Source organism: Nocardia sp. NPDC003183 (genome assembly GCF_053590715.1).
This window is the reverse complement of the sequence record NZ_JBSFTG010000005.1, coordinates 21,848-43,744: the sequence shown is the minus strand read 5'-3', so window position 1 is coordinate 43,744 and position 21,897 is coordinate 21,848. Positions and strand designations below refer to the sequence as shown.

Here is a 21,897-nt window from a genome sequence, read left to right as displayed (position 1 = left end):
GAGGGGGTGGTCGAATCGGAGATCAACGGAGACGAACTCCGCCGTGCGTGACGGTCAAAGCGTCGATGCCACGCAGGTTCACATTGGGCCGGTAGCGCAGCGAGCCCGGGACGAGCACCGGGTCGATCACCCGCCCGGCGAAGGCGGACAGCGCCGCGGCGCCCTCGGCCCGGCCCAGCGCCGCGGCGAGGCAGAAGTGCGCCCCGGCCGAGAAGGCGAGGTGGTCGGCCGCGCCGCGGGCGACCAGGAAGCGGTCGGCGTCGGGGTAGTGCTCGGGATCACGGTTGGCCGAGGCGAGCAGCACCAGCATCGCGGTGCCGGGGCTGATCGCGGTGCCGCTCACCTCCATGTCACGGGTGGCGATGCGCATCACGAACTGGATCGGCGCGTCGTAGCGCAACGCCTCGTCGGCGGCGCTGATCCCCAATTCGGGGTCGGCGGCGAGGATCTCGCGCTGGTCCGGATTCTGGAGCAGGGCGAGTACGCCGTTGGCGATGAGGTTGGCGGTGGTCTCGTGGCCGGCGACCATCAGCAGCACACAGGTGGCGAGCAGTTCGCCCTCGCTGAGCACCTCGCCTTCCTCCTCGACCTCGATGAGCCGCGAGAGCAGGTCGTCGCCGAGGTTGCCGCGCCTGCGGGAGATCAGGTTGACCAGGTAGTTCATCAGCTCGTTGCGCGCGCCCTCGGCGTCGTCGAGATCGTCGTTGTGGACGACGAGGTTGAAGTCGAGGACGCGGCCCAGCCTGCGGGCGGCGGGTTCGAAGTCGCCGAACTCCTCGACGGGGATGCCGAGCAGAGCGCACATGATCCGCACCGGCAGGGGCAGCGCGAATTCGGAGATCACGTCGAATTCGCTCTTGCTCGCGATATTTTCGATGAGTTCGTCCACGATCGAGTGGATCTGCGGCTGCGAGGCCCGAATAACCCTGGGTGTGAAGGCCTTCGACACGAGCCGGCGAATGCGGGTGTGCGCGGGCGGATCGAGGAACAGCAGGGACTCCGAGCGCTCCGGGTGATCCTTGCCGAGCCGGGAAAGCTTGGGGTCGTTGCGCACCGACGGGTCGCGCAGCACCTGCTGGCAATCGGCGTAGTTGGCGATGATCACGAGGTCGCCGCCTTTGGTGACCAACGGGGACTTCGTGCGCAGTGCGCGGTGGACGGGATACGGATCGGGTCGGGTATCGGGAGCGAACAGTTCGGCCAGTGTCGACTCGGCGTCGTGCTGGCTGGCAACCGTGGTCGTCATATTCTGGGCTCCTTCGAAAATCGGCGTCGAAATTACTTCGCCTGCACCGGATAAAAGTCTTCCACTCCGGTGTCGCGGGCGACAACGCGGAACGCATTATTGATCAATTGCGGTACGAAATGGATCGCCCTGTCAAGACGGGGATCATCGGGTTTTTCCGAGTCAGCGATTCGAGTGCCGAATCGACCGTGTTCACGGTGCCGCTCGCGGCACCGTGCACCGCGAGGCGGGGTGGACACGCCGCAGGGTTGGCAGGAATTCGGTCGCTGCTCATCTGGGCTTCACGGGCCCGTTCCCCGATGACGTGCGGTGCCGCTATACAAGGTGCATATCTCGGACGAGTCACGTACCTGATCACGCGAGGCGCGCACTATGGAGACACGGCATATCGAGGCATTTCTTGCCATCGCTGACGAACTGCACTTCGGAAGGGCGGCCGCCAGGCTCCATCTCACGCAACCGTCACTCAGCCAGCAACTCAAGCGCCTGGAACGCCATCTCGGCGTCGAACTGGTGTCGCGGACGTCGCGGGTGGTGCAGCTGACCCCCGCGGGCGAGGCGTTCCGCGCCGACGCGCGACGGATTCTCGGGGAGGTGCACTCGGCGACCAACACCGTCCGCGACATCGCGGCCGGGCGGATGGGCAAGATCAACATCGGGTTCAACGGCCGGGCCGGGCAGCTCATCATGCCCAGGTCACTGGCCCAATTGCACGCGCACTATCCCAATATCACCACCAAACTCAGCTCGGGTCGCTCCGGGCCGCAGCTCACCGCTCTCACGCGCGGGGAGCTCGATGTCGGGCTGCTCTACGGCGGTGCGTCCAACGGCGGGTCGGTGCTGTCGCGGTGTCTGCTGCAGATGCGCATCGGCGCGCTGGTGGGGCAGGGGCACCGGTGGGCCGACCGGTCCTCGATCTCGATCCGCGAACTGGCCGAAACGCCGTGCGTGCTGTTCAACCGCGAGGTGAGCCCGGCGATGTACGACGCCATCATGACCGCGGGCGAGCGGGCGGGCGCGTTCCCGAAGGTCGCCGAGTACATGAACGACTCGGTGGCCACCGAGATCACCGTGGCCGCCCGCCGGTATGTGGGGTTCGCGTCGTTCATCAGCATGGACGAGCCGCGGCCGATGGGTTTGAAGGTGGTTCCCCTCGTCGATCCGGAACCGGTGGTGGAATTACAGGTCGCCTGGCGCGTCGACAGTCCCAACGAAGTGGTGCAGGTATTCCTGGACAGCCTCGATTCGACGAAGAATTTCCTGCAATCCACTATCCGCGGCAAGGTCTACGGAGAACCGCTGGCGAGTTGATTACCATTCGGTCGATTGAGATCGGCAATGGAAATCCGAATCGGCGGGTGCGGATGGTGCAATTATTTCATGGCACCTGAACTGAAAACCTCAGCCACCCTCGGTTCGGTATTCGAGGCGATCGATCCGGATAACCCCGACTTCTTGCATCTGCAGCGAATTGTGAGCAAGTTGGTCCCCTTCGGCACCCACGCGGGGACCGAGATCACCGAAATCGGTCCGCACCGCGCGATCGTGGAAATTCCCGACGAGCCCTACGTCCTGAACCATCTGCGTACCGTGCACGCCGGTGCGCAATTCCTGGCCGCCGATATCGCCGGCGCGTGCGCCTTCGTGGGCGCGCTGGCGTCGCGGTTGTCGGCCATCGACACCCTGGTGCTGCGCGACGCGCGGCTGTCGTTCCGCAAGCCCGCCCTCGGCCGGATCCGGGCGATCGGGGTCATCGACCCGAGCGACGTCGCGACGGTACTGGCGGCCAAGGGCGGCCAGCGGCTGGATGTGGACGCGCGGGCGCTGATGTACGACACCGCGGGTGTGCTGGTCGGCAAGGTGGCGCTCGACTACGTCTGCACGCTGGCCGCGGAGGCGTGATGAGCGAGCAACGCGCCCAGATCGTCGGGCTGGAATCGACCACCGTCGCCACCCCCGACGGCGCCACCCTGGCGGTACGCCTGCTGCCGCAGGCGGATCCGGCCGCACCGGTGGTGCTGATCCTGCCCGCCATGGCCATCAAGGCCAAGTACTACCTGCCGCTGGTCACGGCCTTGCACGCGGCCGGACTGACGGCCGCTGTCCTCGATCTGCGCGCGCAGGGCGACAGCCTGCCCGCACTGGGGGAAGGTCCCGGGTTCGGCTATCGCGAGCTGATCGAGGTCGACCTGCCCGCCGTGGCGGACGCGCTGCGCGAGCGGTTCCCCGAGGCGCCGCTGCACCTGTTCGGGCACAGCCTGGGCGGACAGCTCGCGTTGCTGTTCGCGGCGGCCGAACCGGATCGGGTCGCGAGCATCACGACGATCGGTACCGGCTCGGTGTACTGGTGGTCGTTCGAACTGCGCAGGCGCCTCGAGGTGCTGGCGCGCGGCTGGTCGGTCGGTGCGGTCACCCGGCTGCGCGGCCGGTGGACCGGCGGTGGCGGCATCGGGCCGATGACCGCGGGCGTGATGATCGACTGGGCCCGGCACCTGCGGACCGGCAACTACCGGCCCAGCGGCAGTGCCCGCGACTACGACCGGTTGCTGCGCGAATTCACGCTGCCGGTGCTGCTCATCTCGCTCGACGGCGACCCGCTGGGCCCCGAGTCCACGGTGCGGTTCCTGAGCAAGCGGATGGGCGCGGCGGATCAGCATCGCTGGCACATCGACCGGGCCTCGGGCTTCACCCACATCGGCCATGCGTCGTGGGTGAAGGACAGCGAACTGGTCGCGCCCGCGGTCGCGGCTTGGGTTGCCGAAGGCCGACCGCCCCAGTAGCGATGGCCGATCCACTCGGCATCGAAGACCGATCTCGGTCGGTAGCGCAGGCCGATCGCTCAGCGATGGTCGGCCGACTCGGTAGCGATGGCTGCCCGCCTCGCCGCAGGACGGCCGACCACCTCGGGCGCCGATGTGCGTCGTTCGCGGCGCCGACCGTTCGTGGCATTTCTCGATAGCGACCTCTGCCCTCGGGCTCTCAGAAGGATTGGCACAGTGACGACTTCCCTTGCACCCTCGGCGCTCGCCAGGGACGACAACTCCATCTACCGTGCGCTGTCGGAATTGGACAAGCCGGTGTTCGTGGTCCGTGACGAACGCGGTGTCGCGGTGACCACCGACGCCGGCACCGCGCGCGGTGCGCAAGTGCTGGCAGCGGCTCCGGCGCTGCGGCCGGAAACGCTGGGCAACACCGAGTTCCGGCAGACCCACGGCGTGCACTTCGCCTACCACGCCGGTGCGATGGCCAACGGGATCGCCTCGGCGCCGATGGTGGTCGCGATGGCGCGCGCCGGCTTGCTCGCCTCGTTCGGCGCCGCCGGTGTGCTGCCCGCCCGGATCGACGAGGCCCTGGCCACGATCGGGCGTGAGGCGCCGGGTAAACCCTTCGCCTGCAACCTGATCCACAGTCCCAGCGAGAACGCGCTGGAGCGGGCGATCGTCGACGCGTGTTTGCGTCACGAGGTGCGCTGCGTGGAGGCGTCGGCCTTCCTCGACCTGACCCCGCAGGTGGTGCGTTACCGGCTGGCCGGCCTGCACCGTGACCCGAACGGCCAGGTGATCGCCCGGAACCGGGTGATCGCCAAGGTGTCTCGCGCCGAGGTGGCCGAACTGTTCCTGCGCCCGGCGCCGGAGCATCTGGTGCGCGGATTGCTGGACGCGGGGGAGATCACCGCCGAGCAGGCGCAGCTGGCGGCATCGGTTCCGATGGCCGACGACATCACCGGCGAGGCGGACTCCGGTGGCCACACCGACCGCCGTCCGCTGGTGGTGCTGCTGCCGTCGCTGCTGGCGGTGCGCGAACGGATCCAGCGCGAATACGGTTTCGCCCAGCGGGTCCGGGTCGGCGCGGCCGGTGGCATCGGCACTCCGGCGGCCGCCGCGGCCGCCTTCGCGATGGGTGCCTCCTACGTGGTCACGGGGTCGGTCAATCAGGCCACTGTCGAAGCGGCGCAGTCCGAGACGGCGAAGCGACTGCTGGCCGCGGCGGGCGTCGCCGACACCACCATGGCGCCCTCGTCGGACATGTTCGAACTCGGCGTCGACGTGCAGGTGCTGCAACGCGGCACGATGTTCGCGAGCCGCGCACGGCGGTTGTACGACACCTATCGGCGCTACGACGGCATCGAGGCGATCCCCGCCGCCGAACGCGCCGAGATCGAGCAGCGGATCCTGGCCCGCTCCTTCGACGAGGTGTGGAACGACTGCCTGGGCTACTTCCGTGAGCGCGACCCCGAGCAGATCGCGCGCGCCGAGGGGAACCCGAAACGCCGGATGGCGCTGATCTTCCGGTGGTATCTGGGCCGGTCGTCGGGCTGGAGCACGGCCGCGACGCCCGAGCGCACCCTCGACTATCAGATCTGGTGCGGGCCCGCGATGGGCGCGTTCAACGACTGGGTCGCCGGCACCTACCTGGCCGCACCGGCGCACCGCCATGTCGCCGAGGTCGGGTTGCAGATCATGCAGGGTGCGGCGTTCGCCACCCGCGTGAGTCAGTTGCGCGCGGCGGGCGTGCGGCTGCCGGGCCGCTGCTCGACCTACGTTCCGGCCCCGCTGACCAGCATCGAGTCACGATGAGTAGCGCCGTGCAGGGAGATAGCGCCGTGCAGGGGGATAGCGCCGTGCAAGATGCCGGCGCCGTGCAGGGACTGCGGGTCGCGCAGGAATACAGTGTCGCGCCACTGGTCACCATGGCCGATGACGACAACTTGGCCAACGTAGTGTTCTCCAAGGCCGCGGCCGACCCGTCGGCCGTGGTGTTCAGCCGGAGAACGGCCGAGGGCTGGCTCGACGTCGGCTACGACGAGTTCGCCCGGCTCGTCCTCGGACTCGCGAAGGGCCTGCTGGCCAACGGGATCGGCGTGGGCGATCGGGTGCTGATCCTCGGCGGGACCGGTTTCGAATGGTCGGCGGCGGACTTCGCCGTGCTGAGCGTGGGCGCGATGGCCGTACCGGTGTATCCGACATCGTCGGCCGAGCAGATCCAGCACATCGTGGCCGATGCCCGTCCCAGCGCGTGTTTCGTGGAGACGGTCGAACAGTGCGAGTTGATCGGTGCGGCGGCGGGAGATCTGCGCGGCCGGGCCTGGCTGCTCGGTTCGTCGTTTCCTGCGCTGGTCGAGCAGGGCGAGGTGATCGCCGACGCCGAGGCCACCGAGCGTCGGCTGGCAGTACGCGCCGATGATGTCGCGACGATCGTTTACACCAGCGGCACCACGGGCGTCCCCAAGGGCTGCCTGCTGACGCACCGCAATATTTTCGCCGCCGCGGCCAACGTGGTCGAACTCCTCGACACCGTATTCCGCCGCACCCCGGCGGATCCCGCGTCGACACTGCTGTTCCTCCCGCTCGCGCACGTGTACGGGCGGGTCGTGCAGTTCGGGTGTGTATTGGCCGGAGTCCGCACGGGCCTGGTCGCCACTCCCGCGCAACTGCCCGCCGAACTGCCGATCTTTCGGCCGACGTTCCTGATCGGTGTCCCCTACGTCCTGGAGAAGATCCGCAAGGCGGCGCGTCAGGCACTCGGCAGTGATCGGTACGACGCCGCGGAGGCGGCTGCGATCGCTGTCGGCCATGCGCGCAGGCGCGGTCAGCAGCCACCGGCGGACGCGGTGATCGACGCCCGGATCGGCGAACAGTGGCGTGGCATGCTCGGCGGGCGGCTCGAGCACATGGTCGCGGGTGGCGCATCGCTGGAACCGTCGACGGCGGACTTCTTCACCGGCATCGGTGTGGAGATCATCGGCGCGTACGGCCTGACCGAGGCGTCGTCGACGGTCAGTATGAGTGCGCCGCACGCCAATCGGGCAGGCGCGGTCGGCCGACCGGTGCCCGGGACGACCGTCGCGATCGCCGACGACGGCGAGATCCTGGTCCGGGGCCCGCAGGTCTTCCCCGGGTACTGGCCCGACGGCGGCCATTCAGCCGAGAACTGGTTGGCCACGGGCGATCTCGGTCGGCTCGACGAGGACGGATTCCTGTTCATCACCGGCCGGCGCAAGGAGATCATCGTCACCAGCGGCGGCAAGAACGTGGCGCCCGCGCCGCTCGAAGACCGGGTTCGCCTGCACGCCTTGGTGAGCAACTGCATGCTCGTCGGTGAAGGCCGACCGTATGTGACCGCCTTGATCACCGTCGATCCGGTGGTGCTGGCTCGCTGGGCCGCGGAGCACGGCGTGGACGTGTCCGGCGGGGTCCCGACCGAGGACGCCCGGTTGCTCGCCGAGATCTCCGCCGGTGTGGAGGCGGCGAACCGGCTCGTCTCCCGTGCGGAGTCGATTCGCCGGTTCGCCGTTCTCGCGGAGGACTTCTCGATGGAGAAGGGTCAGCTGACGGCCTCGTTGCGGCTGCGTCGCGCGGCGATCGAAGCCGACTTCGGCGCCGTCATCACCACGCTGTATCCGGATTAAGCCGCGCCCAGCCAGCAGAAGTACTCGAGATCCACCTTCGCGAGCAAGGCGCCGCTGTCGTCGTTCAGCAGCGCCTTTCCGGTGATATCGAACTGCTCCTCGGTCCTGCGCCCGACCACCTCGGCCAGGATCGGGGAGCTCACCGTGCCACTGGCGCGGATCCGGCCGCGGGCAGGCCGGAAGAAGGTGGCCTTGGTGCTGCGCAGCACGAAGGTCCGCACGTGCAGGATGCGCGGTGCGATGATGCCGGAAAACGCACCGGCACAGGCGACTTCGGCGGCGAGGAACAGCGCGCCCGCGTGCACCGTGCCCAGGTGATTGCTCATCGCCGGTGCCTCGGGGATCTCGGCCACCGCCGAGCCGGGGCCCAGCTCGGTCATGCGCACGCCCACCAGATTCACGAACGGGACGAGCGTGTCGACGGTCTTGCGGATCTGTTCGTAGTCCGGCGTCGCGGCACCGGTCATATTCGTCAGCCGAGCCTGTGCTGCGGCGATTCCGGGGGCCGGTTCATTTCCAGTTGGCATGCCCCAATTAGCCCATATCGAACCGTTTTTCGTGATGAACGGAAGTTGAATTCAACTATTCATCCGAGCTGCCGGATCGCTAATATTCGAAATCATTGTTCTGGAACATCTATTCATGTAATCCGATTGGAAATCGGTACGCGGATCGAGCGGTTCGACTCCGTAAAATCGCATCCGGGGCCATAAGCGTTTCATTTACTGAGGAGTCACCCTGATGTATGACGCGATTGTTGTCGGCGCGCGGTGCGCGGGTTCACCGGTTGCCATGTTGCTGGCGAGGCAGGGGCATCGAGTCCTGGTGGTCGACCGTGCCACGTTCCCGAGCGACACCATCTCGACGCACTACATTCAGCAGCGCGGGCTGGCCCGGCTGGCCCAGTGGGGCCTGCTCGACAAGCTGATCGCCACCGGTGTGCCGGCGATCAAGCGCATGACGGTGTCCTACCTCGACATCGTCATCGCGGGGTTCGCCGATCCCATCCAGGGCATCGACGCCACCTACGCGCCGCGGCGCACCGAACTCGACGCGATCCTGGTCGAGGGTGCCAGGGAGGCCGGCGCCGAGGTGCGTACCGGGTACACCGTCAGCGAACTGATCATCGAAGACGGTGTGGTCGTCGGTATTCGCGGTTCGGTCGCCGGTGGTGAGATCGCCGAGGAGCGGGCCCGCATCGTGATCGGTGCCGACGGCACCAACTCGTTCGTCGCCAACGCTGTCGGCGCCGAGACCTACACGAAGGTCGCGGCCGAGTGCTTCATCTACTACAGCTACTTCAGCGGCCTGTCGGTGTCGGAGTTCCACAGCCGGATCGGCGACAAGCAGCAGATCGGCATCTGGCCGACCCACAACGACCAGACCCTCGTGGCGGTCATGCGCAAGATCGACACCTACGCTGATTTCCGTGCCGACGTCGAGGCCAACTTCGTGAAGGTCGCTCGCGAGATCCTGCCCGAGTTCGCCGAGGAACTGGTCACCAAGGGCAAGCGCGAGGAGCGTTTCACCCCGATGCGGTACCCGGACAACTACCGCCGCCAGTCGCACGGCGAAGGCTGGGCGCTGGTCGGGGACGCGGGGTACCACAAGGACCCGTTCACCGGGCTCGGCATCTCCGACGCGTTCGACTACGCGGCGCTGCTGGCCGAGCGGGTGCACGAGGGTCTGAGCGATCAGCGACCGATGGCCGAGGCGCTCGCCGATTACCAGCGCGAGCGTGACGAGAAATCGCAGTCGAGTTTCGAGTTCACCTGCACGATTTCCACGCTGGAACTGACTCCGCAATTGCTGGCCGTTTTCCGTGCGCTGGAAAAGAACGAAGAATATGCCACGGACTTCTATGCGATGGTCGGCGGCGGAATGACCGGCGAGGAATTCTTCGCGCCGGAACGCATCGCGAAATTGCTCGGTGCCAACGTATGAGCTGATGGTGCTCGGCGACAGTTTCGCGGAGGGGCGCGGCGGTTCGGTCAACGCCGACGGCTCCTTCGCGGGATTTGTCGCGCACGTCGAGCACCTGCTCGGAATTTCCGGCGCGATACTGAACCTCGGCTCCTACGGGGCCACCACCCAGGATGTCGTCGACCGGCAACTGCCGATCGCCCTGGCCGCCGATGCTGCGCTGATCGGCGTGATCGTGGGCGGAAACGACCTGGTCACCGACTACGACCCGGACCGCTTCCGCCGCAACCTGCGTCATATCTATGCCGGGCTGGCGCGCCCGGATCGGCTGGTGTTCACCACGAACTGGCCGAATATCCCGGACCGCCTGCCCGGCCTGCCCGAATCCGTCCGCACGGTGTTGCGGTCGCGATTCGCGCAAGCCAACGACTATCTCGACGACCTCGTCCACGAGTTCGATCTCGTGCGACTCGATTTGGTGAACGCACCCATCACCGCGGACCCGGTCATGTGGTCCCCGGACGGCATGCATCCGAGTCCGGCGGGCCATCAGCTCATCGGTACGGCGATGGCCGACCTCATCGACGAGGTCCGGACTGTGCGAGTTTCGCAACTCTGAGCAGAAGACAAGGGATAGCAACCATGAACGACCACCTTCGGCACTCCGAAGACCCGGCCATGACGCGGCGACTAGCCGACAATCCGATCGCGATCGTCGGACTGAGCGGACTGTTCCCCATGGCCGCCAACTTCCGTGACTTCTGGCAGAACGTCGTCGACGCCGCGGACTGCATGTCCGACGTGCCGGCCACGCACTGGAACCTCGACGACTACTACGACGCCGACCCGACGGCGCCCGACAAGACCTATTGCCGCCGTGGCGGTTTCGTGCCCGAGATGCCGTTCAGCGTCACCGAGTTCGGGCTGCCGCCCAATCAGCTCGAGGTCACCACGGTCGTGCAGCTGCTGAGCCTGCTCGTCGCCCGTGACGTGCTCGCCGACGCGGGCGCCGTCGGGTCGGACTGGTACCGGCCCGAGCGCACCGGTGTGGTTCTCGGCGTCGCCGGACCGACGACACTGTCGCACCCACTGGCCGCCCGTCTGTCGACGCCGGTGCTCAAGGAGGTCATCCGCAGTTGTGGGCTGACCCAGGCCGACGCCGAACAGATCGCGCAGAAGTACGCCGACGCCTTCCCGTCGTGGGAGGAGAACTCGTTCCCCGGTCTGCTGGGCAATGTGATCGCGGGCCGGGTCGCCAACCGCCTCGACCTCGGCGGCATGAACTGCACCGTCGACGCGGCGTGCGCCAGTTCGCTGTCGGCGGTCCACGTCGCGATCAGCGAGCTGGTGTCCGGTCGCGCCGACATGATGATCACCGGTGGCTGTGACACCGAGAACTCGATCTTCGGTTACCTGTGCTTCAGCAAGGTCGGGGCGCTGTCGCGGTCCGGTGTCATCAAGCCGCTCGACGACAGTGCCGACGGCACCCTGGTAGGCGAGGGCATCGGCATGATCGCCCTCAAGCGCCTTGCCGACGCCGAGCGCGACGGTGACCGGGTGTACGCGGTGATCAAGGGCATCGGATCGTCGAGCGACGGGCGGTTCAAGAGCATCTATGCCCCGCGCGCCGAAGGTCAGCAGGCCGCCCTGCACCGCGCCTACGAGGACGCGGACTGCTCGCCCGCCACGATCGGGCTGTTCGAGGCACATGCCACCGGCACCCGCGTCGGCGATCAGACCGAACTCGCCGCCTTGAACGCGGTGCTGCGCGAGGCCACCGACGAGACCGGGTACGCCGCGATCGGCAGCGTGAAATCCCAGATCGGGCACACCAAGGGCGCCGCCGGTGCGGCCAGCCTGATCAAGCTGGCGCTGGCGTTGCACCACAAGGTGCTGCCGCCGACGATCAATGTCACCGCGCCGAACAAGGCGCTCGACGATTCCTCGCCGCTCTACATCAACACCAGGACCCGGCCGTGGATTCGTGATCCGCACCGGCCGCAGCGTCGTGCGGCGGCATCGGCGATGGGCTTCGGCGGCACCAACTTTCACGCGATCCTCGAGGAAGCAGCCGAGGGCCGCGGACGCGCGCTCACGATGCACCGCACCGCGCGAGTCCACCTGTGGCACGCCGCCTCGACAACCGAACTGGCGAGCTTGCTGAGCTCGGACGCCGCCCCGAACGGTGACGCCGGGATTCCGGCCGAGCACGCGCGCGTCGGGTTCGTGGCGCGCGACGACGAGGAAGCATCGGCACTGCGCGCACTGGCGGTGACCGAACTCGCCGGTGACGCCGACGAATGGACGCATCCGCGCGGCATCGTCTTCCGCCGGCGCGCCATGCCCGATCTGAAGATCGGCGCGCTGTTCGCCGGTCAGGGCAGCCAATACGTGGACATGGGCCTGGCCGCGGTGCTGAACAACCCCACCGTCGCCACCGCCTTCGACGAGGCCAACGCCGTGTTCGCCGACGCCGCCCGGCCGCCGGCCTCGGTGGTGTTCCCGGCGCCGGTGTTCGACCCCGAGCTGCGCAACGCCCAGGAGGCGACGTTGCGGCGCACCGAGTTCGCGCAGCCCGCGATCGCCGCGCTGTCGGTGGGCCAGTACCGGTTCCTGTCCGAGCGCGGCCTCACGTGTGAAGGGTTCATGGGCCACAGCTTCGGCGAGCTGACCGCGCTGTGGGCGGCGGGTTCGCTGGACGCCGTCGACTACTTCACTCTTGCCAGGGCACGCGGTGCGGCGATGGCGATCGACACCGACACCGATGCGGGCACCATGGCGGCGGTACAGGCCGACCGTGAACAGGTCAGCGCGATCCTCGCCGATCATCCCGATGTGAGCGTGTGCAACCACAACGCACCCGATCAGGTGGTGGTCGGCGGCGGCACCGCGGCTGTCGCGGAGTTCGTCGCGGCGGGCCGGGCACAGGGACTGACCGTGCGCGAGCTGCCGGTGGCGGGCGCGTTCCACACCCGCTACGTCGCCCACGCGGTCGAGCCGTTCAAGGCCGCGGTGAAGAGCGTCGCCATTCGCGCCCCCAAGACCAAGATCTACGCGAATTCCCGGGACGCCGAATACGGTGCGCGGGTCGCGACCAACCGTCGTGTGCTCACCGAGCAGTTGCTCGAAACCGTCGAGTTCGTGGCGGGTCTGCGGGCCATGCAGGCCGACGGCTGCAACGTGTTCGTCGAGTTCGGCCCGAAGGCCACGCTCACCTCGCTCGTGCGCCGGACGCTCGGCGCCGAGGTGATCGCTCTGTCCACCGATCAGGGCCCGACCGGCGACAGCGATGTGGCGCTCAAGAAGGCGGCGCTGCAACTGGCGGTGCTCGGTGCGCCCATCGTCGACATCCACCGCCACGACGCCGCACCGTTCGCGGTGCCGGCGGCGCCCGGCATGGTGGTGCGGCTCAACGGCCGCGATTTCGTGCCGGAATCCCGGAAAGACCTCTACCGCAAGGGAATCGAGGAGCAGGTCGTGTTGGAAGCCGTCACGCAGGCGCGAGAGGCCGCCGAAGCCGATGCCGCGGCACAGGCGCAGGTGGCCGCGCGAGCGCATACCGCCGAGCGGGAGCGCCTCACCACCGAGGCCTACGCCGCCGGTCGGAACGAGGCCGCGCGGACACCCGCCGTCACTCGGGAACTGGTGAGCGCCGAAGCTCCGGCCGCCGCGCCGGTCCGGGCGGAGTCGACCATCGGGCATCAGCCCGCGACCGGATACGACGTGGCCGCCCAGCAGCACCTCGACATCCACAGCCGGTACGCGCAGGGTCAACTCGAGGTCGCCGAAGGGCTGGTCTCGGTTCTGCGCGACGCCCAGCGCACCGGTGGCGTCGATGATCGCCTGCACGCGACGGTGCACGCGATCAAGGAACAGAGCCTGGCGATCGGCCGGACCCATGTCCAGGTCAACGAGATCCTCGCCTCGCTGTCCGGCCTCGAACTCGGGTCCCCGGCGCCGACCGTCGATACCGCGAGCACGAACGGGACGAACGGCTTCCACGCCGAACTCCCCACCGGCAACGGGAACGGCAGTCACACCCCCGCGGCGACCCTGCTCGACCACCGGACAGTCGCTGAGCCCTCGGCGCCGAACGCTGTGGCGACTCCCGAACCACAGCCGACACGAGCAGCGGATGTTGCCACGGCGCGCCGGACAGCCGACATCGAGCCCGCTCCCCAGGCCGCGATGCCCGCCGCCGTCACGGTGAGCGAGGCCCCCGCGCTCGATGCCGACGCGGTGTGGTCGGTGTTGTCGCAGGTGGTGTCGGACAAGACCGGCTACCCGACCGACATGCTGGCGTTGTCGCTGGATCTGGAAGCGGACCTCGGGGTGGATTCGATCAAGCGGGTTCAGATCATGGGTGCGGTCGGTGAGCGTATCGAGGGTGTGCCTGCCGTGGGCCCGGAGCAGGTCGCGGAATTGCGCACGCTCAGCGATATCGTGAACTTCGTTGCCGCATCGGTGGTTTCGGTTCCGGGTGCCGCTTCGGCGCCGACCGGCCCCGCGCTCGATGCCGACGCAGTGTGGTCGGTGTTGTCGCAGGTCGTTTCGGAGAAGACCGGCTATCCGACGGAGATGCTGGCGTTGTCGCTGGATCTGGAAGCCGATCTCGGGGTGGATTCGATCAAGCGGGTTCAGATCATGGGTGCGGTCGGTGAGCGTATCGAGGGTGTGCCCGCCGTGGGCCCGGAGCAGGTCGCGGAACTGCGGACCCTGAACGACATCGTGGACTTCGTTGCCGCGTCTGTGGTTTCAGGTCCGAGTGCCGCCCCGGCGCCGACCGGTCCGGCGCTCGATGCCGATTCGGTGTGGTCGGTGCTGTCGCAGGTGGTGTCGGAGAAGACCGGTTACCCGACGGAGATGCTGGCGTTGTCGCTGGATCTGGAGGCCGATCTCGGGGTGGATTCGATCAAGCGGGTTCAGATCATGGGTGCGGTCGGTGAGCGTATCGATGGTGTGCCCGCTGTCGGTCCGGAGCAGGTCGCGGAGTTGCGCACGCTCAGCGACATCGTGGACTTCGTTGCCGCGTCAGTGGTTTCGGCACCTGTAGCGCCTGCGACCGAATCGGCGGTCGATGCCGACGCGGTGTGGTCGGTGTTGGTGCAGGTCGTCTCGGAGAAGACCGGCTATCCGACGGAGATGCTGGCGTTGTCGCTGGATCTGGAAGCCGATCTCGGGGTGGATTCGATCAAGCGGGTTCAGATCATGGGTGCCGTCGGTGAGCGTATCGACGGTGTGCCCGCTGTCGGCCCGGAGCAGGTCGCGGAATTGCGGACCCTGAACGACATCGTCGATTTCGTCGCCGGCTCCGCCGCCCCCGCCGCAACCCCGGCTGTCCGCACGGTCGGTGGCGGGTCGGAAGCCGCCGGTGCACACGGGTTTCAGCCGGGATCCAGCCAGGACGGGATCGAAGACGATCCGGTGCTGCTGCGGATCGTGCCGGTCGCACTTCCCGACATCGACCGCCTTTCCCAGCCCTACGCCGCGGAGCGGACGGCCCTGATCCTCGACCACGGTGACACCACCGCGGCGACTCTCGCGACCGGCCTCGAACAGCAGGGCTGGACCGTGCACACGGCCGCCGTCGCGGCCCGCGACGATGCCGGCGTAGCCGCATGGGACGGCGCCACCGTGCGGGGGGCGATCGAGTCCGCGCTGAAAGATGTCGCGCGGCTGGATCTGTGCCTGACCGTCCTGCCCGCGGACAGCCAGTGGCTGGTGGGCGGTCATCGGCTCGCCGATACCATCCACACCGCCACGCTGGTGCACGACCGCCTGGTCGCGACCGCCGAAGCCGGTACACGGGCGGCGTTCGTGACGCTCACCCGCATCGACGGCGTGCTCGGCCACCGCGGTGAACGAGCGGCCGCCGCCGCCGTTGTCGGCGGGGTCAGCGGTCTGGTGAAGACCCTCGCGCAGGAAGCGCCCGGGCTGTTCTGCCGGGCATTGGATCTCTCGCCGCACCTGACCGACGAGGCACTGATCGTCTCCTTCCTCGCCGAGCTCGACGACGCCGCGATCGACGCTCGCGAAGTCGGGGTCGACGCCGATCACACCCGCTGGACACTGCGCCCGCAGGCAGTCGACAGCACGGCCACGGCCACCGAACTCGCCCTCACCACCGACGATGTTCTCGTTGTCACCGGTGGCGCACGGGGAGTGACCGCGCGGTGTGTTCGTGAACTGGCCGCTCGCAAGCCGTGCGAGTTCCTCTTGCTCGGCCGCACTGAACTCGAGGACGAGCCGGAGTGGGCGGCAGGTGTCGCCGACGACGCGCTCAAGGCCGCCGCCATCGCCGCCGTACGCGCCGCGGGTGAGCAGCCGACACCGAAGCAGGTCGACCGCCTCACCCGAAACCTCCTGGCACAGCGTGAGATCCGCAAGACCGTCGATGCCGTGGCCGAGACCGGCGCACGGGTGCGCTACCTCGCGGTCGACATCACCGACGCCGAAGCCACCGAGCGGGCACTCGCGCCGGACGCGGGCCGGATCACCGGCATCGTGCACGGGGCAGGCGCCCTCGCGGATTCCCTGCTCCCCGCCAAGACGGCCGACGACATCCGCCTCGTCCTCGCGACCAAGCTGGACGGGCTGTACAACGTGGTCACCGCCTTGCGCGAGGCCACGCTCGGGCACCTCATCCTGTTCGGGTCGGTGGCCGGGGTGTACGGCAATCCGGGTCAGGCCGACTACGCGGTCGCCAACGAAGCCCTCAACCGGGCGGCGGTGAGCTGGCGACGGCAGGGTCTGGCCGGCCACGTCACCACCGTCAACTGGGGTGCGTGGGACGGCGGCATGGTGACTCCGCAGTTGCGCGAAGTCTTCCTCGCCCGCGGTGTCGCGCTGCTCGGGATGGACGCCGGAGCCCGGATGTTCGCCGAACAGTTCGCCCCCGGTCGCGCCGACGACGTGTCGGTGCTGGTCGGTCCCGCGGCACCGCTGGCCACGGCCGTGACCCTCACCCCGACAAGCTCTTTCACCACGCACCGTGATCTCGCGCCGCTGGCCGGCGATGCGGTGATCGGCGATCATCGAGTCGGCAAGTTCCCGGTGTTCCCGGCGGCCGCCGGACTCGGCTGGGCGATCAATGTGCTCGAGCGCGCCAACCCCGGCTTGCGGGTGGTGGAATGCACCGGCTTCGAGGTACTGCGGGGCATCGTCTACGACGGCAAGGACGAACGCTCCTACCGGCTCGAGGCACAGGCGGGGATCGTCGTCGACGATCGCCTGAGCGTCACGGTCTGGATCCGCAGCGACGAACCGGGCAAGACACTGGCGCCGTCGCACTTCACCGGTACCTTCCTCCTCGCCGCTGAAACATGGCCCGCCCCCGTCGTTTCCGAATGGCCGGGCTACGCGATCGGTGTGGGACCGGAGAACGGGGTCGATGTCTACCGTGCCGCGGACCTGTTCCACGGGCCGCTGCTGCAGGGCGTGCGCCGCATCCTGGAACGAGCCGACCGCCGCCTCGTCGTGGAAGGCAAGCTTCCCGACGCTCGCCTCGGCACCGGCAACTACGCGGGGGCGCTGCACAGTCCGGTGCTGGCCGACGTCGCGATCCAGGCCGGCGCGTTGCTCGGTGTGTGGTTCATGAACTCGGCCTGCCTGCCGCTGTCGATCGGGCGTATCGAGTACTTCGCCCCCCTGCCCGACGACAGTTCGTTCGTGCTGGTGGTCGACGACCTGCGCGCCAACGCGACCGGCACCGAGGTCACCGTGACCGTCACGGCGTGTGATCCGAACGGCACTGTGCTGCAGCGCTACTCCGATCTCGCCGTGATCGCTACCCCGGAGATGACCGAGAAGTTCGCCGAGGCCGTGCGGTTACGCGAGCAGCGCGCGTGAGCATCGTCGATGTGAGGAATGGAGATCCGATGACCATCACACCACTGGACACCCTCGACTTCGACGGTGAGCCCTTCGACGTCCTCGCCTGGTCGCTGGCGCTGGAGCCGGCCACCAGCCCCGCCCCCCGATCGTCATCCACAGCGCCGGAGGCCCCGGCGCCCAGCTCGGCGGTGCCCGCGGTGCGACACACCACCGCACCGGCGCCATCGGTCACTGTGCCGGTGGCGGCGGGCGGTACACCCGCCGACCCCATTTCCGCCCTCCTGCACGAGGTCCGGTCCGAGCTGGTGACCGCGCACCTGTCGGCGATGGATGTGCAGACCGCATTGCAGCGGCGCACGCTCGCGAGCCTCGGTCGCGGCGAGCACATCGCCCGGACCGACACGGACATCGCTCCCGCCTCGCCCACCTGGGCGGAACAGTCCTTCGCGGTGATGGTGGACTACACGCCGGCAACCGGTCTGGCGGTCTCCGCGGCGCCCGGGCACCCGGTGGTCTTCGAGCTGCCTGCGCCCGCGACCACCATGAACGCCTTCAAGTTCCTCGCCCGCACGCCGATCACCACGCTGAACGGCGCCGACCTCGCGGCGCTGGGCAGGGGCGAGATAGCCGCTGTCTTCGGTCCGGCCTACGACCAGGAAGGCGTCAACCCCGACATCCAGTTGACCGACGGCACCCACGCCACCCTCACCGAGGTGCTCGAGATCGCCGGACGTGAAGGACCATGGGCCAGAGGGCGATTGCGCGCCACCTGCCGCGTGGACGGCCCCGATCCGGTCACCGCGGCAACCGAGCTCACCTGGCAGGCCGCCCAGGTCTTCGCGGTGCGCGCGGGCTTGCAGCTGTGCCTGGCCGGGGCCCGATTCCAGGCGGGGGAACCCTTCGAGGTGACCGTGTCCGCGCCGATGACAGGCCCCGTCGAGCTGATCGCCGACGTGGTCCAGATCGACCTGCTCCCGCGTCCCTGGCTCCGGATCAACGCCGAGATCCGGTGCGCGGGCGCAGTGGTGGCGCGCGTGCACGGCCTCACCCTCGAGGTCGCGGAGGAACCGGGTCTGCCGATCGGTCCCGAGGCCGGCGGTGAGATTCCCCGATTCCTCGGCCGCCGCAACGCCTTCGGTCAGCGTGCGCTGCTCGGCGAATTCCACATGACCCACAGCGCCCGCGGTGATCTCGGCATCGCGCTCGGCCCGGAGTTCTCGGCCTACGCCGGCCGCAGGGCCACCCGCATGCCCAACCACGGACTCCAGCTCTGCGACCGGGTCATGGCCGTCGACGGACGACGCGGACAGCTCGACGCGGGCAGCTCGCACACCGAGTACGACTCGCCCGCCGATTCCTGGTACTACCTCGAGTCGGCCGATGCCTCCATGCCCAACGTCGTCTACATGGAGACCTCGCTGCAATCGGCGCTGCTGCTCGGCTACTTCCTCGGCGCGACCCTCACCTCGCCCGGGGAGGATTTCAGCCTGCGCAATCTCGACGGCTCCGCGACCGTCCTGCGCGAAGTCGACTTGCGGGACAAGACGATTCAGCAGACGAGCAGGCTGACCGACACCACCGTCCTGGTCGGCGTCGTGTTGCAGACGTTCTCCTACGAACTCTCGGTGGACGGTGAACCGTTCTACGCGGGGCAGTCGCTGTTCGGGTTCTTCAACGCCCCGGCGCTGGCGAACCAGAACGGACTCGACAACGGCGAGCTCGTGCCGACCTGGCTCGACAGCCAGGACCGACGTCCCGACGTCCGCGTGATCGACGTGGCGGCCAGACGCGCGGCGGGTACCGGCATGCCGTGCGCGGTCGGGCATCTGGCGATGCTCGACCGCATCGAGACCGTCGACGGCGCGGGCACCTACGGGCTCGGCTACCTGCGTGCCACTCGTCCGGTCGCCGCCGACGACTGGTTCTTCGGCTACCACTTCTACCTCGACCCGGTGATGCCGGGCTCGCTCGGGGTCGAGGCGGTGATCCAGGCGATGCAGGAGTGGACGGTCGACTCCGGTCTCGCCGCCGAGCTGGTCGCGCCGGAATTCGTCCTCCCGGTCGGGGTGTCGCTGTCGTGGCGGTATCGCGGGCAGATCCTGGCGAGCGACGAGCTGATGACCCTCGAGGTGCACATCAAGAGCGTCGAACGGCGACCCGGCCGGATTCGGGTGATCGCCGACGCGAGCGTCTGGAAACCGAGCATGCGGATCTACGAACTCATCGATGTCGCCGTGGAGTTGCGCGATGCCGGCGCCCGACCCTGGTGAGGCGCTGGGGCATTCGGTGACCGTCACCGATGCCGCGCCGTCGTCGATCCGGTGGTTGCCGGTCCTGGTGCTCGCGCTCGGCGCGTTCTGCGCGGGGACCGACAACTACCTCGTCGCCGGGGTACTGGCGCCGATGGCGGCCGACCTGCGGGTCTCCATCACCGGTGCCGGGCTGTTCGTCACCGGCTACTCCCTGGCCTACGCCCTGGCCGCGCCCGTCGTGGTCACCGTGCTGCGGGTGCGCTCGCCCCGGCGGCTGCTGCTGGCCGCGACCGCGCTGTTCGCCGTCGTGAATCTGCTCGCGGCGGTGGCCTGGGCGCCGGGGGTGATGGCGGTGGCGCGCGTCGCGGCCGGGTGCGTCGCGGGGATCTATGTCCCCTTGGCGGCCGCGGCGGCGGCCGGCATGGCCACGGCGGATCGTCGCGGCCGGGCGCTGGCGGTGATCCTCGGCGGCATCTCGATCGCCACCGTGGCGGGCGTGCCGCTCGGGGTGTGGGTCGCCGGGTTGTCGTCGTGGCGGATGGCGTTCGTCGCCGTGGCCGTGGTGGCGCTGATCACCACTGTCGGTGTGGCACTGACGGTTCCGGCGGGCGAGGCCGCACCCCTGGTGTCGCTGCGACAGCGGCTCGCGCCGCTGCGGCACCCACCGGTGTGGTTGGGGCTCGCGGTGACGATCTCGGCGATGACCGCCGGATTGATGATGTTCACCTACCTGGGCCCGATCTACGCCGAGACCCCCGGGGTGGGCGCGGGCCATGTCGGCACGCTGATCATGGCGCACGGCCTCGGGGCGATCGTCGGCCTGTGGGGCGGGAGCGTGCTGGTCGACCGATTCGGTGCCCGGCCGGTCCTGCTGGGCGCGTTGACGCTGTTCACCGTGAACCTGACGTGGCAGCCGATCGCCGCGCAGAGCCTGGCGACCACCGTCGCCTTCGTCACGATGTGGGGCGTGGTCGGCTGGGCGTTCCTGCCCGCGCAGCAGCACAGCATGATCGCCGACGCGAGCCCGGAGCAGGCGCCGATGCTGTTGTCGCTCAACGGGTCGGCGTTGTATCTCGGCGCCGCGCTCGGCTCGGCGATCGGCGGAGCCGTGATCGCGGTCTTCGGGGCCGATCGCATCTGGATGTTCGCTATCTGCTTCGGCGCGCTGAGTGTGGCGCTGTCGTTGATCCGTCATAAACAATTCCGATCCGTCGATCGGCAATTGTCACACGCCGTCGCCGACCGTTGAACCCCGGTTACGGTAATTATGTTGCGCCCGGTTTCTATACCGCCTGAGGTGAATTGAGCAATGAATCCCGATCCGCGCAGGAAAACGATCAGTAGTCCCTATATTCATCGACTGCAACGACGACACTTCCTGCTGTTCGATATTCTCCCGATCATCGGCACCGTCGTAGCTTTCGCCTTCCTGCTGGTCCGGCCCTTCGGTGTCCTGGAATTCGCCCTGATCTTCGGGATGTGGCTGCTCACCGGACTCGGTGTGACCGTCGGCTACCACCGGCTGTTCACCCACCGCACGTTCAAGGCGGCGCCGTGGGTGACGTGGGTGCTGGCGGTTCTCGGGTCGATGGCGGGCCAGGGCCCGGTCATCTCCTGGGTCGCGCTGCACCGACGTCACCACGAGTACAGCGACCGCGAAGGCGACCCGCACTCGCCCAACCTCGCCGGTGACGGCCTGGTTGGGGCGCTGCGCGGCCTGGCCCACTCGCATTTCCTGTGGATGCGCCGCCACGAGTACCCGAACGTGGTGCACTACGCGCCCGATCTGATCAAGGACCGGAACCTGGTCCGGATCGCCCGCCTCTACTACTACTGGGTGGGGCTCGGGCTGCTGATCCCGACCGTGATCGGCGGCCTGGTCACGATGAGCTGGACCGGTGCCGTTTCCGGTCTGCTCTGGGGGGGGCTGGTGCGCATCTTCGTGCTCGAGCACATCGTGTGGGCGATCAATTCCTTCCTGCACATGTTCGGGACCCGCCGCTACGAATCCCGCGAGAACAGCCACAACGGCGGTGTATTCGCCCTGGCGACGCTGGGGGAGTCGTGGCACAACAATCACCATGCCTTTCCCGAGTCGCCCTCTTTCGGGCTGGACTGGTATCGCCTCGATCCCGGTTTCTGGCTCATCCGAACATTGGCATTCTGTGGTCTCGCCTGGGACCTGAAAATGCCCTCCGCCGAACGCATGGCAGCCAAGCGAATCTAAGGAATTC

The 21,897-nt window shown here is 68.3% G+C and carries 13 protein-coding genes; 11 read left to right on the top strand and 2 right to left on the bottom strand.

The annotated features are described in order from the left end of the window. Positions 1–22: 22 nt before the first annotated feature. The gene (locus ACWDXS_RS18510; protein WP_387442697.1) at positions 23–1,246 is read right to left on the bottom strand and encodes a cytochrome P450; all 1,224 of its coding nucleotides are present in this window, start codon (positions 1,244–1,246) and stop codon (positions 23–25) included. 372 nt (positions 1,247–1,618) lie between these two features. Between ACWDXS_RS18510 and ACWDXS_RS18505 the strand changes: the two genes are divergently transcribed. From ACWDXS_RS18505 to ACWDXS_RS18485, 5 genes are all read left to right on the top strand, one after another. Beyond that, a complete protein-coding gene (locus ACWDXS_RS18505; RefSeq protein WP_378626831.1) occupies positions 1,619–2,557 on the top strand; it encodes a LysR family transcriptional regulator in 939 nt (312 codons plus the stop codon). Between the two features lie 69 nt (positions 2,558–2,626). Continuing rightward, positions 2,627–3,148, top strand: coding sequence for a DUF4442 domain-containing protein (locus ACWDXS_RS18500; protein ID WP_378626832.1), 522 nt, complete (start codon positions 2,627–2,629; stop codon positions 3,146–3,148). Next, positions 3,148–4,026, top strand: a complete 879-nt coding sequence (locus ACWDXS_RS18495) for an alpha/beta hydrolase family protein (RefSeq protein WP_378988889.1) — start codon at positions 3,148–3,150, stop codon at positions 4,024–4,026. The genes ACWDXS_RS18500 and ACWDXS_RS18495 overlap by 1 nt, the downstream gene beginning before the upstream one ends. A 216-nt stretch (positions 4,027–4,242) precedes the next feature. Next, positions 4,243–5,823, top strand: a complete 1,581-nt coding sequence (locus tag ACWDXS_RS18490) for a PfaD family polyunsaturated fatty acid/polyketide biosynthesis protein (protein ID WP_449967098.1) — start codon at positions 4,243–4,245, stop codon at positions 5,821–5,823. 44 nt (positions 5,824–5,867) lie between these two features. Beyond that, positions 5,868–7,655 (top strand): AMP-dependent synthetase/ligase, encoded by a 1,788-nt coding sequence (locus ACWDXS_RS18485; protein ID WP_449967095.1) that lies wholly within the window; start codon positions 5,868–5,870, stop codon positions 7,653–7,655. On the opposite strand, the gene ACWDXS_RS18480 is transcribed toward ACWDXS_RS18485, so the two are convergent. Beyond that, a complete protein-coding gene (locus ACWDXS_RS18480; protein WP_449967092.1) occupies positions 7,652–8,182 on the bottom strand; it encodes a PaaI family thioesterase in 531 nt (176 codons plus the stop codon). The genes ACWDXS_RS18485 and ACWDXS_RS18480 overlap by 4 nt on opposite strands. A 214-nt stretch (positions 8,183–8,396) precedes the next feature. Between ACWDXS_RS18480 and ACWDXS_RS18475 the strand changes: the two genes are divergently transcribed. The 6 genes from ACWDXS_RS18475 to ACWDXS_RS18450 are packed head-to-tail and all read left to right on the top strand — an operon-like array spanning position 8,397 to position 21,890. After that, entirely contained in the window at positions 8,397–9,599 is a 1,203-nt protein-coding gene (locus tag ACWDXS_RS18475; protein ID WP_378988896.1) for an NAD(P)/FAD-dependent oxidoreductase, read from the top strand. Further along, positions 9,586–10,197, top strand: coding sequence for a GDSL-type esterase/lipase family protein (locus tag ACWDXS_RS18470; RefSeq protein ID WP_449967089.1), 612 nt, complete (start codon positions 9,586–9,588; stop codon positions 10,195–10,197). Before ACWDXS_RS18475 ends, ACWDXS_RS18470 begins: the two co-directional genes overlap by 14 nt. A gap of 23 nt (positions 10,198–10,220) precedes the next feature. After that, complete coding sequence (locus ACWDXS_RS18465) at positions 10,221–17,426, top strand: SDR family NAD(P)-dependent oxidoreductase (RefSeq protein WP_449967086.1); 7,206 nt, start codon at positions 10,221–10,223, stop codon at positions 17,424–17,426. A 29-nt stretch (positions 17,427–17,455) separates the two neighbouring features. Next, on the top strand, positions 17,456–19,681 hold the full coding sequence (locus ACWDXS_RS18460; protein ID WP_449967083.1) for a beta-ketoacyl synthase: 2,226 nt from the start codon (positions 17,456–17,458) through the stop codon (positions 19,679–19,681). Next, a complete protein-coding gene (locus ACWDXS_RS18455) occupies positions 19,659–20,912 on the top strand; it encodes an MFS transporter (protein WP_449967080.1) in 1,254 nt (417 codons plus the stop codon). Before ACWDXS_RS18460 ends, ACWDXS_RS18455 begins: the two co-directional genes overlap by 23 nt. Before the next feature lie 60 nt (positions 20,913–20,972). Beyond that, positions 20,973–21,890, top strand: a complete 918-nt coding sequence (locus ACWDXS_RS18450; protein ID WP_449967077.1) for an acyl-CoA desaturase — start codon at positions 20,973–20,975, stop codon at positions 21,888–21,890. Positions 21,891–21,897: the final 7 nt, after the last annotated feature.